13 protein-coding genes and 1 riboswitch are annotated in these 13,702 nt (G+C 47.8%); of the genes, 5 read left to right on the top strand and 8 right to left on the bottom strand.

Annotation, left to right across the window (positions count from 1 at the left end):
- The first annotated feature begins 97 nt into the window (after positions 1-97).
- Positions 98-763 carry a class D sortase gene (locus tag ACH59B_RS02135; RefSeq protein WP_025363819.1) on the top strand — a complete coding sequence of 222 codons (666 nt, stop codon included), beginning with the start codon at positions 98-100 and terminating at the stop codon, positions 761-763.
- An 89-nt stretch (positions 764-852) separates the two neighbouring features.
- On the opposite strand, the gene ACH59B_RS02130 is transcribed toward ACH59B_RS02135, so the two are convergent.
- A complete protein-coding gene (locus ACH59B_RS02130) occupies positions 853-1,320 on the bottom strand; it encodes a cupin domain-containing protein (protein WP_016818857.1) in 468 nt (155 codons plus the stop codon).
- 328 nt (positions 1,321-1,648) lie between these two features.
- Between ACH59B_RS02130 and ACH59B_RS02125 the strand changes: the two genes are divergently transcribed.
- From ACH59B_RS02125 to ACH59B_RS02110, 4 genes are all read left to right on the top strand, one after another.
- On the top strand, positions 1,649-2,386 hold the full coding sequence (locus ACH59B_RS02125; RefSeq protein ID WP_017427181.1) for an amino acid ABC transporter ATP-binding protein: 738 nt from the start codon (positions 1,649-1,651) through the stop codon (positions 2,384-2,386).
- 42 nt (positions 2,387-2,428) lie between these two features.
- Positions 2,429-3,259 carry a transporter substrate-binding domain-containing protein gene (locus ACH59B_RS02120; protein ID WP_045245238.1) on the top strand — a complete coding sequence of 277 codons (831 nt, stop codon included), beginning with the start codon at positions 2,429-2,431 and terminating at the stop codon, positions 3,257-3,259.
- A 71-nt stretch (positions 3,260-3,330) separates the two neighbouring features.
- On the top strand, positions 3,331-3,990 hold the full coding sequence (locus tag ACH59B_RS02115; RefSeq protein ID WP_017427180.1) for an amino acid ABC transporter permease: 660 nt from the start codon (positions 3,331-3,333) through the stop codon (positions 3,988-3,990).
- Between the two features lie 14 nt (positions 3,991-4,004).
- The gene (locus tag ACH59B_RS02110; RefSeq protein WP_017427179.1) at positions 4,005-4,655 is read left to right on the top strand and encodes an amino acid ABC transporter permease; all 651 of its coding nucleotides are present in this window, start codon (positions 4,005-4,007) and stop codon (positions 4,653-4,655) included.
- 27 nt (positions 4,656-4,682) lie between these two features.
- Here the strand turns inward: ACH59B_RS02110 and ACH59B_RS02105 are convergent, their stop codons facing one another.
- The 7 genes from ACH59B_RS02105 to ACH59B_RS02075 all read right to left on the bottom strand — a co-directional run bounded on the left by ACH59B_RS02105 (position 4,683) and on the right by ACH59B_RS02075 (position 13,338).
- Positions 4,683-5,642, bottom strand: coding sequence for a LysR family transcriptional regulator (locus ACH59B_RS02105; RefSeq protein ID WP_017427178.1), 960 nt, complete (start codon positions 5,640-5,642; stop codon positions 4,683-4,685).
- Positions 5,643-5,684: 42 nt separating this feature from the next.
- Complete coding sequence (opp4A, locus tag ACH59B_RS02100; protein ID WP_045245237.1) at positions 5,685-7,505, bottom strand: oligopeptide ABC transporter substrate-binding protein; 1,821 nt, start codon at positions 7,503-7,505, stop codon at positions 5,685-5,687.
- 43 nt (positions 7,506-7,548) lie between these two features.
- Complete coding sequence (locus tag ACH59B_RS02095; RefSeq protein WP_017427176.1) at positions 7,549-8,448, bottom strand: ABC transporter permease subunit; 900 nt, start codon at positions 8,446-8,448, stop codon at positions 7,549-7,551.
- 37 nt (positions 8,449-8,485) lie between these two features.
- Positions 8,486-9,454, bottom strand: a complete 969-nt coding sequence (gene opp4B / locus ACH59B_RS02090; RefSeq protein WP_017427175.1) for an oligopeptide ABC transporter permease — start codon at positions 9,452-9,454, stop codon at positions 8,486-8,488.
- Positions 9,455-9,468: 14 nt separating this feature from the next.
- On the bottom strand, positions 9,469-10,395 hold the full coding sequence (locus tag ACH59B_RS02085; protein ID WP_016818866.1) for an ABC transporter ATP-binding protein: 927 nt from the start codon (positions 10,393-10,395) through the stop codon (positions 9,469-9,471).
- Positions 10,373-11,404, bottom strand: coding sequence for an ABC transporter ATP-binding protein (locus tag ACH59B_RS02080; protein WP_080942710.1), 1,032 nt, complete (start codon positions 11,402-11,404; stop codon positions 10,373-10,375). The genes ACH59B_RS02085 and ACH59B_RS02080 overlap by 23 nt, the downstream gene beginning before the upstream one ends.
- Before the next feature lie 332 nt (positions 11,405-11,736).
- The gene (locus ACH59B_RS02075) at positions 11,737-13,338 is read right to left on the bottom strand and encodes a DUF6359 domain-containing protein (protein ID WP_404303219.1); all 1,602 of its coding nucleotides are present in this window, start codon (positions 13,336-13,338) and stop codon (positions 11,737-11,739) included.
- A 214-nt stretch (positions 13,339-13,552) separates the two neighbouring features.
- A riboswitch (glycine riboswitch) is annotated at positions 13,553-13,667 on the top strand.
- The last annotated feature ends 35 nt before the right edge of the window (positions 13,668-13,702 follow it).

Genomic DNA, 13,702 nt, shown 5'->3' with positions numbered 1-13,702 from the left:
CCCTGATCTTCCGTCTCATTCCCGGTTGGAATGAGACGGAAATGGGGCATTTTTTTCAAAGTATGTATCATCCGTACATTGCTTAGGGGAGATGAGGTTGCTGAATCTGCGTAAACTTTCCTATCTGTTTATTGGGTTGGGCTTACTCTTTATTTTGTTTCCTAAAGCGACCGAATGGAATGAGGAACGAGAACAACACAAGCTGTTACAAGCAGCGGAGTTATCACTAGAAAAAAGCAATTCGGTATTGCCTTCTAGTCTTGCAGACAGCTATGCTCGCTTGTCCACTCGGGTAGCGGAAGCTCCGGTTAGTGAGGTACGGCAACATACCTTTCCATCCCCCGCTCCCAATGCCAGCGTTAATGAACAAACTCCTATAGCCACTATTAGCATAAGTCGTATTGCTTTAAAGCTCCCTGTGTTGGAAGGCGCGACGAGGAAAAATATGAAATATGCGGCAGTACATATGCCGGAAACGGGAAAGCTGGGACAAGTGGGGAATGCTGCTATTGCTGCTCATCGAGCCCGTACTCCTGGACGTTTATTTAATCGTCTTCATGAACTGAAGATTGGAGATAAAATTGTTGTTAACGCTCAAGGTAGCCAGTATATGTATAAAGTTTACAGCATAAAGGTAGTCGATCCAATGGACGTGTCTGTTCTGAAAAGCTTCAAAAACCATAAGCTGCTCACGCTAATTACATGCGACCCTCTCGTGAATCCCACCCATCGTCTCATTGTTCAAGCCAAGTTAAGCACCTAAACCTAGCTAAATCGCCCATTCCTATGGATAAAATAAATCAGGCGGGCTATTCCTGCTCGTTTACAGAAATACACCCGCCATAGTTCACATCATGCTTCAGTTGAATTCTTGGCAATCAGCTTGAAATCATCAAAGTGGAATCCTGGTGCAACAACACAGGTTACCAGCACAGGCTCATCCCCCAGCGGACGTGCCGTTTGCCATACTGTTCCTGGTACGAGTGCTTGTGGATGTTGTCCTGCCTCCACATCTGCACCAACGATAATGACCGTTTCTTCGCCAGGTTCTTCTCCGCTTCCACCCAATTTTAGCTCTATAGGACTTCCGCTATGGTATAGCCACAGCTCATCAGAATGGACCACATGCCACTCGGAGAACTCACCCGGATGCAGCAAGAAATACGTAGACGAAGCTGCAAAGCGCGGACCGGAATACACATCCGGCAGTACAGGCTTCGGAATTTGAAAATTGGCCTTCCACATCTCTTTGTACCAGCCGCCTTCTGGATGGGGCTCCATGCCCAATGCCGTGACTAGCGGTGAAATAGCTTTCGTCATTGTCTATCCTTCCTTTACCCTAAATTCCTTCTCCCCTACTGTAAAACATAGCGCTGCTTTTGTCACGTTTCTCCCTCTGCATGTCGAAGGTCAACAAACTATGTCAGATTTAATAACATTAAATTTGTGGATTCATACTCGTTTTCATCATATAAATAACAGTAAACTAGTAAAAATACATTCAAAAACATATTTCACGTAAAGTTTATTGACATAAAATCTTGTTTTTTATTGTAAGCTTATAGTATCATGAGAGAAATTTTGAAATTCTAATAGAGCTTAATCATGTCAGTCGTCTACTAAGCGATGTATTCAAGTCAAAAAAGGGGTGAGCTCTCTGATCCATTTTCGCAATGTCAACAAGCATTACGGTCACTTTCATGTACTTAAAGACATCAATCTTCAGATTAAGGAGGGCGAGGTCGTTGTCATCATCGGTCCCTCCGGCTCAGGTAAAAGCACCCTGCTTCGCTGCATCAATCGTCTGGAAACGATATCCGATGGGGAGCTAATCGTTAACGATGTCCCTGTGCATGACAAAAAGATTGATATTAACGCCTTCCGTCGCAATATCGGGATGGTATTCCAACATTTCAATCTGTATCCCCACAAAAAGGTGATTGAGAACATTGTACTGGCACCGATGAAGGTACTGGGCATCCCGAAAGAAGAAGCTATTCAAACAGCCCTCACCTATCTGAAGCGTGTCGGAATCGAGGAAAAGGCACAGAGCTACCCCGCCCAATTGTCCGGTGGACAGCAGCAGCGGGTGGCAATCGCCCGTGGACTCGCCATGAATCCGAAAATTATGCTGTTTGACGAGCCTACTTCAGCCCTGGACCCCGAAACCATCGGAGAGGTGCTGGATGTCATGCGCTCGCTTGCCCATCAGGGCATCACGATGGTCATCGTCACTCATGAAATGGGCTTTGCCCGTGAAGTGGCAGACCGCGTGATTTTTATGGACAAAGGACAGATCCTGGAAGACAGCCAACCTGCTGAGTTTTTTCAGAATCCGGGTGAAGAACGGGCTCGCCTGTTCCTGAGCCGTCTGATTCATCATTAAACAGACTATTAATGGAATAAAAATCGAAAGGGGATCATCTTGATGAGAAAAAGATTTCAGTGGAGTACTTTGGTGCTGGTTGCATTATCCTGTCTGCTCGTCTTGGCAGGCTGTGGAGGCAAGCAAGAAGCAACAACGCCAGGAAATGAGGCAGCAGCTTCCAACGGGCTGGAAGCCATCAAACAGCGTGGCAAGCTGGTCATTGGGGTGAAGTACGATACCAAGTTGTTCGGACTAAAAGACCCGGCTAGCGGGAAGGTCGAGGGCTTTGATATCGACATCGCCAAGGCTGTAGCCAAGCATATTTTTGGTGATGAAACCAAGCTTGAGCTCAAGGAAGTCACGTCCAAAACACGAATCACCTTACTGCAAAATGGGGACATCGACGCTATTATCGCCACGATGACCATTTCGGATGAACGCAAAAAACAGGTCGATTTCAGCGATGTCTACTTTAATGCAGGGCAATCCCTGCTTGTGAAAAAGGGAAGCCCGATCACAGGTCTGGAGTCCCTGACTCCCGATACCAAGGTGCTCGCTGTTAAAGGCTCTACCTCCGCAAAAAATATCCGCGAAAAAGCGCCTAAAGCAACGATTTTAGAGTTTGAAAACTATCAGGATGCCTTCAACGCCCTCAAGGCAGGTAAAGGGCAAGCGCTGACGACCGATAACTCTATTCTGCTTGGCATGCAGCAGCAAGATCCGAATTATACCCTAGTAGGCGGGAACTTCACAGAGGAACCTTACGGTATCGCAGTGAAGAAGGGACAAACCGAACTGCTGCAAGCCATTAATGATACGATCAAGGAACTGAAAAGCAATGGTGAATACGATAAGCTGCATGAGCAATGGCTTGGGGTTAAACCCGAATAATGATCTTGTGAAGGAGCCGCGATTGCGTGCTCCTTCCTTTCTTAGCTCTGGATAAGGAGGTATACCCGTAGATGCTTACTTTTGATATCAACGTACTTCTCGATCATGGCGACCGTTTTAGAGAGGGCTTGCTTCATACCGTTCAAGCTAGTGTTATTGCCTTGATCGGAAGCTTTATTCTGGGCGCTATCATTGCCATCTTCCGAATTGCACCTTTTAAATGGCTAAACTGGATCGGTACTGTCTATGTAGAGGTCATCCGCAATATTCCATTGCTGATTGTCGTACTGTTTTTTTATCTCGGTCTTCCCACTTTGGGCATCCCCTTGGATGGCTTTGTATCTGGAACGCTTGGATTGACTGTGTACACAGCCTCTTTCATTGCAGAAGCTATACGTGCCGGCATTCAATCTGTACCCAAAGGACAATTTGAAGCGGCAATATCCTCCGGGTTGAATTACAACCAGACGATGATCAGCATTATTTTACCGCAAGCCATCAAAATTGTACTGCCTGCAATCGGCAACCAATTCATCAATCTGGTCAAAAACTCTTCCGTGCTGGCCATTGTGGCCGGACTGGATCTCATGTATTACTCGGATCTCATTAACTCGGATACCTTCCTGCCCATCACAGTCTATGCGATCACGGCGCTGCTGTATCTTGTATTGACGGTTCCGCTCAGCTTTCTCGTGTTATTTATGGAGCGACGCTTGTCCAAAACATCCTAAGGAGGGAAGCCCGTATGGATTTCGGTGGATTGTTTGCATGGCCTAATGTGCGTTTTATACTGGAGGGCTTCCTGCTCACGCTGGAAGTCGCCATTTACTCTATCATATTCAGCTTCGCTCTTGGTATCGTATTCGGCATTCTGCGCTATACCCGCTTACCTGTGCTCTCACAGGTTGCAGCCTTTATCATTGATCTGATTCGCAATCTGCCCTTATTGCTCATTATTTTCTTCATCGGCATGGTTTTGCCATCCATCGGATTTTCAATTTCCCTCAAGTGGGCAGCCATTACAGGACTGTCAATCTTCGAGGGAGCCATGATCGCCGAGATTGTGCGCAGTGGTCTGAATTCGGTCCATAAAGGACAGGTGGAAGCCGCACGTTCCTCCGGTCTAAGCTATTCTCAAACCTTATGGCATATCATTCTGCCCCAAGCGCTTCGTCGCATGGTGCCCCCGATTGTCAGCCAGTTCATTTCCCTATTTAAGGATACGTCACTGGCTGTCATTATCAGTTTGCCGGAGCTGACGCATAACATTCAGATCGTCGGTGGGCAAAATCAATCCTTTGTCATTCCAGCTCTGCTGTTCGCTGCTTTCCTGTACTTTGCCGTTAATTACAGTATGTCACTGATTGCACGCAGGTTGGAGGTTCGTACACATTAAGGCTTGTGATACTCATCACGGTTGCCATTAGTTGGAGCGCTCTGTCAGCACAGCTTGTATCTTATCTATCAATCGTTTCACTGCTTCTCCCTGGTAACGGTCAGCTCGATAAATCAACTCTAGCTGTCCTTGAGGCGCACCACGCAAAATAGGCACCGTGCAAAAATGCGAACGATCCAGTTCGGCCGCAAGAGACTTCGTCTGTAAGGTTACGGCAAGTTCCTCCTGCACCCAGCGCAGGATTGAAGCTATAGAATTGGTTTCCAAGACGGTTGCAAAGGGATACCCGCGATCACGAAAGCATTTCTCAATCAGCTTCCTGCCGGGATGGCATTCTGGCTGCATCGCCCAGGGTACATGCCTCAATTCGTCCAGCATAATGGAAGAACGGTTGGAAAATGCATGGTTTACCGGGACAATAAGACAGTAGTTCTCTGTGCGGAGCGGAAGCTGGACAAGCCTTTCATCTGTACCCGAGTGTAGGGTGATGCCAACGTCCACACGGTTATCCAGCAGCTGTTCTGTTACATCAAAGGATGGGCAGATGTGCAAGCTGATTTTAGGAAATGACCGATGAAAATGGGCAAGCATCTTTTGCAAAGGTTCCTCCAGCTCAGGTAATGCGATACCAATCCGTAAACTTCCGCGTTGCTCGGTACGCAGCTCCTCAATGGATGCCTTTGCTTGCTGTAATCCCTTGAGCGCATGGGCACTGTGTTGTAGCAGCAGTTTACCGGCATCTGTCATTTTAATTTTCTTGCCTGCGCGGTCAAAGAGCGTCATGCCCAGTTCCTCCTCCAGCGCCTTAATTTGCAAGCTAAGTGTGGGTTGAGAGATACCGATCTTTTCCGAAGCCTTCGTAAAATGCAGTTCCTCGCATACGGCTATGAAGTATTGAAGCTGACGTATTTCCGTCTTCCTTCTCTCCCTTCGAAAATCCAAGAATGTTTGCATGAACAGGTCAAAAGAAGCGCGAGATCGGATCATTCCGGTTCGCGCTTCTTCGCAGGTTATTGCGCTTTTTTTAGATTATTGACCTACTTCTGCTTTTTCCGAAGTCAACGTAATATTCGCAAACGCGTCTGCATCGTACTCCTTACCACGGGTAATATCGTAATTGGCTACCCGATTATTCACTGCCTCCAGCGAATAACGGAATAACGTCGGTACAATGGGCGCCTCCTCGCTCATATACGCCTGCCACTGGTTGTATATATCTTTACGATAATTGTCGTCAAAGGCTTTCACAGACACCCCTTCCTGCAACAGCTTATCATTCTCTTCACTGGTAAAGCGCGAGTAGTTAAAGCTGGCTCCGCGTCCATACAGCCCACTAGGGTCTACATCTGTACCCGTACTCCATGCGCCGCCAAAAATATCAATGCCAGGGTCATCCTTCTGCACACGGTCATAGAAAGAATTGAACTCAAGCAGACGACCGTCCACCAGCTCGACATGAAGCCCGACATCCTTCCAATTTTGCAAATAAAACTTCGCCAGCGATTCAGCTGTCGCATCCCCGCTCATTGCTGCATAATGGAGCACCAGTTCCTTACCTTTAGGGTCCTCACGGTATCCATCTCCATTGGTATCCACATATCCTGCCTCGTCCAGCAGCTTTTTCGCCTTGTCTGGATCATACGCAATGCCCTTCGCATTCACATCATGGTATCCCTTGAAGGCGGGCGGGATCAGGGATGTCGCAGGAGTCCGAAGCCCATGATAGAGCTGCTTGCCAACCTGCTCATTATTCAGCGCGTAGCCAAGGGCCTGACGTAATGACTTGTTCGCCAGCTTGGCGTTCGGGTCCATGATATTCAGACTCTTGGCCTGATCGAATTTGCCCAGCTTAAAGCCTACATAGCTATAAGACAATTCCTCCTGACCGAGAAACTGTACATTTTTCGGATTACTGGCCTCATTGTAACGGGTGGTCGGATAGCTGGCCCAGTCGATTTCTCCACTTTTCAACGCCTCGGTAATGACATTCGGATTCACCACCTTCAGATGAAGGCCATCCAACTTGGGCGCACCGCGGAAATAATCTTCATTTTTGACGAATTCTACAGATTCACCTGTGACCATAGATTTAATTTTGAATGGCCCATAGCCAATCGGATGTTTACGGACAGGATCAGATCCGGCCATGTCCTTCACAGGAATGTTCTGAAATACCTTCTTCTCCAGTGGTGTGGACCAGAGTCCCGACTTTACCGAAGGATTAGGTTCCTTAAAATGAATGGTAACCTCTTTCTCATTCAGCACCTTGATGCCAGAAATGTTTTTGGCCTTGCCGGCGTGATAATCTTCCATCCCTACAATGTTGGTCATAAAACTATCATAACGCGGACCTTCGTAGTCTTTGTTACCGATCACTTCATAGGAAAAGGCATAGTCCTCTGCCGTTACGGGATTACCATCTGTCCAGTTCAGTTTGGGATCAATTTTGACAGTCACCGCCTTATTGTCTGCGGAAAAGGAAATCGTCGCCGCTCCTTTATCGTCAATATTCAGATTGGAATCAATCGAAAACATGGAAGGGTAGAAAAACTGGAAGACTTCAAAATCCGGATTTCCATCATAAAATACAGGATTCAGAATACCTTCAAAAGGGGTGTCGGACACGAGTGCATAATTGATGATGCCGCCCTTAATCGGGGGTTTATCGTTCTTGACCGCCTTTGCCAGCGCAGTCGTATTCACCTGCTTGTTGTCGGACCCTGACCCACCTGTACCGTCAGACGATTTTACTCCACTCGAAGTGGAAGGCGAGCCGCTGCATGCGACCAAAGAAAGCACCAAAATGGCAGATAGAACAGGCAAAATTCCTTTTTTCCAGCTTTTAATCATTGTAAACCCCTCCTTGTCGTTGTCCTTATCCTTGAACTTCGGTTTAACCCAATCGTTGTCTGGCATCCGTGGCACGTTTGAGCGCCTGACCGATAAAATTAATCGCCAGCATCAGCACTAATATAAGCAGTGAGGCAGGCAACCACATCCACCAGCTGTTCTGCAATACATCCGGGTCATTGGCATAACTCACTAGTGTACCCAAGCTTGGAGTTGATTCTGGCAAGCCAAAGCCGAGATAGGACAGCCCGGTCTCAATCCCGATATTTCCTGCAAGACTGAGCGTTAGATTAACAATCACAACAGAGCTGAGATTGGGCAGCACACCCAACCAGATGATCTTCCAATTGGGTGTGCCAAGGGTTTTGGAAGCCTGCACGTAGTCCAGCTCCCGCTCCGACAGTACCTTGGCCCGGATCAGGCGCGCTTTTCCAATCCACAAAAAGGCAGTCATAATGAAAATAAAGGACCCTATGCCACTTTTGGGCACAATGCTGACAAATACGATAACCAGCATCAAGAATGGAAGCACTAGGATAAAATCAATGATTCGCATGATGATGTTATCGACCATTCCTCCATAAAACCCAGCCAGTAAGCCCAGCGTCAAGCCAATGGCGGCGGATAACAAAGTAATCGTAAAGCCAATGGTAAAGGAATTGCGGGCCCCAATGACCAACTGGCCGAATATATCCCTGCCCGCTCGGTCCGTACCCAGCCAGTGCACTGAGCCGGGAGCTTCGCGGATCGCGCCCAAATCGACCGTCGTGACTACATCCTGATTGACAAACAGGACAGAGGCATATATAAAAATCAAGAACAGAGCCACAAATCCAATGGAAATCAAGGCCATTTTGTCACGTACCAGCTCACGACGCAGTACAGACCAACTGGATGGTGATTTACGAATGATTTCCGGCGAGAAGACCTCCTCCACCTGCATAGACACCATAACCCCTCCTTTTCTCTAGACTTGTTCGCTATTCAATTCGAATGCGTGGATCGACCTTGCTCAGGATGACATCAGATAAAAGGGTTCCTAATAGTGCCAAGAAGCCGGAGATCATGACCAGCGCGTTCACGACTGAAAAGTCCCGTTGGGTGATAGACTGAAGAAACAACTGGCCCAATCCCGGATAACCAAAAATAGATTCCAGGAAAATGTTGCCGGCAATCACACCCGTCAGGTCGTAGCCCAAAAAAGCAGCAATGGGTAATAAAGAGTTCTTGAAAATATGACGGGAATAGATCTTTCCTTCGGGTACCCCCTTGGAACGTGCTGTTTTCACAAAATCCTTCAGACGTGTGTCAATGACCTCATTGCGCAAATATTGAATTGTAGCCGTCGTACTGAGCAATGCGCCTGTAACCGCCGGTAGTATGAGATGATACGATTTATTCACGTAATATGACCATGTCCCCGGTTCAACACCTACATCCACACTGCCGCTGGTTGGAAACCAGCCAAGTCTGAATCCAAACACGTACAGCAGCAGCAACGCGAGTATAAACAGAGGTGTTGCAAAGCTGAGATAGGTATACCCCACCACGGTTTTATCCAGCAGACTATGCTGATACCGACCACTGAGTACTCCCAGCGGAATGGCGATCAGATACGTCAGAACCAGAATCACTACACCCAGAAAGAACGTGTTCCCCAAACGACTGCCAATCAAATCGGTAACGCTAATTTTATGTACATAAGATTTACCCAGATCCCCATGAGCAAGCTGGACAAGCCAGTTCCCATATTGCACCCACACCGGGTCATTGAGTCCCAGTTTTTGCCGCTGTTCTTCCAGTGCAGCCGGATTCAGATTGGGTGTTGAAGTGATGAGCCCTGTCAGGGCATCCCCTGGCATAGCCTTAGCTAGGAAAAATATAAGCACACTCAGTGCAAAAAGTTGAGGGATCATAACCAGCAGCCGGCGCATTGTAAACTTCCACATATTCTGTACCTCCCTTAAGGTAGCGCGACTTGATGGGATGGACTTACTGATTTTAGTGCAAACGGCTTTCCACTCGCATCTAAATGTTTGGGCAGCTCTGACTTGTAAGAGGATAAAAGCTTCTGCCTTTTTCGAGCATTTTCTAGCCGCTTCGCAGGATCAATACTGGGAATGGTGGCAATAAGCCGCTGGGTATACAAATGCTGTGGACGCTCATAAATGTCCTGCTCGCTTCCCTGTTCCACTAAGCGACCTCGGTACATGATGCCGATTTGGTCACACATATGGCGGATAATACCCAGGTCATGACTAATGAACAAATACGTCAATTTGAACTCTCGCTGCACATCCTTCATAAAATTAAGCACCTGTGCCTGCACAGAAACATCTAGCGCCGATACCGGTTCATCAGCAATAATCAGTTTTGGATTTAATGTCAGCGCACGCGCAATCCCGATTCGTTGCCGCTGGCCTCCGGAAAATTCATGCGGATATTTGTAGGCCGCATCAGCGTTCAAGCCGACCTTTTCCAGCAGCATCTGCACTTTTCGACGCTCTTCCTCATTACTCAGCCTTTCAAAGTTCCGCAGCGGTTCAGCAATGACATCCAATACGCGCTTGCGCGGGTTAAGCGAAGAATAGGGGTCCTGAAAAATCATCTGAATGTCTCTACGCAGCGGATGGCGGTTATTCCGACTCAAAGCCGCAAGGTCCTTTCCATTAAAAAGAATCTGTCCGCTCGTCAGCTTATTCAGGCCGATAATCGTCCTGCCTGTCGTCGTTTTTCCGCAGCCGGATTCTCCCACTAGCCCATATGTTTGGCCTGCCTCTATGCTGATCGACACGCCATCCACTGCTTTTACCTGATCAACAACACGCTGGAAAAAACCACCGCGCACCGGATAATGAACCTTCAAATCATTTAGCTCCAGTAGTGCCATGAGCAGCCTCTCCCTTTGTTTCGTCTTCAAAATGAAAATGCTGGTAACATGTACAGCGGACCCAATGGCCGGGAGAAATTTCTTTTAATCGGGGATGGTCTTCATGCATTCTCTGCTGAATCCAGGGAATACGCGAAGCAAAGCGACAGCTATTGCGAGGAATATCTTGCAATGAGGGAACAATGCCACCAATGACATGCAGCGATTCTCCCTTGGTATGCGATCCCGGCATGGAGGCTAGCAAGGAACGCGTATACGGATGCTGTGGATGCCGGAATAATTCAAAAACATCAGCGCTTTCCACGGTTTCTCCGGCATACATGACCACCACACGGTCAGCTACTTCGGCCACAACGCCAAGATCGTGCGTAATCAGAATAATTCCGCTTCCAGTCTCCTGTTGAAGCTGTTTGAGCAAGTCAAGAATTTGCGATTGAATGGTTACATCGAGCGCAGTCGTCGGCTCATCTGCAATAATAAGTGAGGGTCGGCAAGCTATGGCAATCGCGATCATCACACGCTGGCGCATCCCTCCTGAAAGTTCATGTGGATACTGTTCATACACACGTACGGGGTTGGGTATATCCACGCTTTCCAGTAGCTCCAGTACACGTTCCCTTTTTTGCTTCGTAGATAGGGACGTATGATAATCGAGATTTTCCTCGATCTGCTTGCCAATGCTCATTAACGGGTTCAGTGCTGTCAGCGGGTCCTGAAAGATCATGCCAATGCCCGCTCCGCGGATTTTATTCATTTGCCCTGAGGAGAGACGGATCAGATCCGTGCCTTTAAAAAGAACCTTTCCTTCGACACGTGTCCGCTCCATGTCATGCAATTGTGGGATGGAAAGCGCCAGCGCGCTTTTGCCACAACCGGATTCTCCGACTACAGCCAGCACTTCATTGGGGTTGACCGTCAGATCCAGATGATCGACTGCCGGGTGGTATTGATCGTTGATACGAAAAGATACGGATAATCCTTTAATCTCCAACACAGGCTCGATATTCAATGCGCGCGTTTCCTCCATTCTCCATGGTCTTGTCCTGCTTATTCTCACCATGTTTGATGTTAAAACCTTCCACAAACATTACATACCGTTTTTGTCGGAATAATTTGAATACATCCTATCACCAGTATATGGATATATCAATTAAGATTATGCTATCAACATCATTTAAAAAATCAATGATCCAGCCGTAGCGCGACCTTCCTGGCACAAAATGTAATAAAATAACCAACCACAGGTTAATTTTCATCACAAAAAAGCCGTTTGATCCCCTACAGAGGACCAAACGGCTAACTAGCACCCAACCACTCACACTGAATTATTTTTTGCGTTTATTATGAAGCCGCTCCATAGGAGCCCGGCTTGAACGTTCTTGGATCGTACCATTTGTAGCCTGCTGCTGGAGCAGACCAAGGCTCCGGTTGCGGTTCTGTGGAAGCCGCAGGCTCTTCAAACGGCAGCAGCTTCGTCGGTTGATCCAGCGTTAAACCTGCCACATCGGATAATTTCGTGTAGTCCTGCTTCCACGCAAGCCATTGAACCGTTTGCACTAGGAAGGTGGCATCGTCTACTTCCTTAAAACCATCATATGTCTTTTTCGACTGTCCGTTTTCCTCACGTGCATATTTCGGAGTAGCATCTTCTACAGGGGAAGAATCACCGATAAATGCTGCCTTGCCTTGACCCACCTTGGAGATCGCAGCATAAGGACCTTCCGCACGGCCTCCGCCGTTATAGACTCCTTGGTCTACTGCATTGCCCCATTTTTTTGTACCTGTCGGGATATAGGCAATTCCTTTGGCTTTGGTAGGATCAATAATAGCCAGCGTAGATCCCGCATGCATGGCAATCGAGCGTACACCCTTGGTAATGCCGAAGGATTGATCTGCGGCTACGATGTCCGTAGCATTTACATCGCCAAGCGCATTATAACGGAAACGAACACCAAAGTTGGTCGCCAGCCAATCGGAGCTTGTTAATCCTTGCATCGCCGGCGATGCAGCTTCTTCTGCAGTCATGCCTTTGGCCGGATTAGTATAGGCTCCACGACGGTAGCCATTCATAACCTCGGAGGAATCCCAACGGTTTTTGTTACGGTCGGCATTATAATGGTCGGAGATGAAGAAGACACTTCCCCCGTTATTCACATATTGCAGCAGGGCAGCCTGCTCGAATGCCTTAAAGGCCACATTCGCTTCACCGATGATGAACACATCATATTGGCGCAGCTTATCATAGGTTATGGCCTGTTCTCCATAAGTAAAAGGAATAGGGCGGTTCAATTGATCCACAGTAAAGCCTACATTACGCAATCCATTGGCAAAGTCGGAGAAGGCGCCTTCAATGACCCAATCTGCTGCACCAGCCGTCTGTGCGTGCGTATTATCGAACAGCACCTTTTTGCCTTTTCCATCCGGCAGTGTAGTACCGGGTTGACCCGGGTTGCCAGGCTCAGGTTCGCCAGGACCTGGTTCCCCCGGCTCGCTTCCACTCACCAGTTCCACAGCGCTTGGACTTTTTACTCCACCAAAATTATTGTAGGCACCAAGCGTACCTGTCACGCGAATTTTGCTGCCGACCAGTTCAGGATGACCTGTTAACCCAAATTGCCCTCTGTACGCAGATGTCAGCTGCACATCCAATAGATTAGATGTGCTACGTTCATTGGCCTGGTCAGCAATCAGTACGTTAAAATCATTCGCAAACGGAGCAGAAAAATTAGCTGTTTTCGATCCGGTAGCATGTCCGACGATGTAGCCTTCCACCGTCACTGTACCTCCACTGCCTTGGCGCTGAAGTGCTTCGTCTACTGTCAATGCTCCCTCTGCCTTGACCTGACCGAATGGAACGAGGATCCCAATCAACAGCGATACGATCGCTGCTAGATGCAGCACCCCTTTCAAGCGTGAACCTGTGAACCGCAAGCCTTTTACCATACGTCAATATCCCTCCTATAATTCCATAAATGTACTTGTCCTCTATCAGATTAGCTGTCAATCTTCTAATTCCTTCCTGATTTCATCCATAAATATGTAAATTTTAATCTTTTTTATCGGAAACTCGCCTGTTTATGTAAAAATTGAAACCTGCGATTGACACCGAGCACGGCATACATTACGCTAATAAAGATATGTAGAACGGTATACGCGAATGAAGATGACGGGAGAGTCTGTCCAGGGGCTTACACGCTGGCGGCACCGAAGGAGCAAGACGTCAGCACCCGGCTGGCGGATAATCTCTCAGGTCCATGTATCGTCATCTGACGCAACTCTGGAGAGAGCGCAAGCCACCCAAGGGGTA

Origin of the sequence: Paenibacillus sp. DP01 (genome assembly GCF_044784315.1) — a bacterium.
GTDB classification, from domain to species: Bacteria; Bacillota; Bacilli; order Paenibacillales; family Paenibacillaceae; genus Paenibacillus; species Paenibacillus polymyxa.
This window is presented reverse-complemented; position numbering and strand designations above follow the sequence as displayed.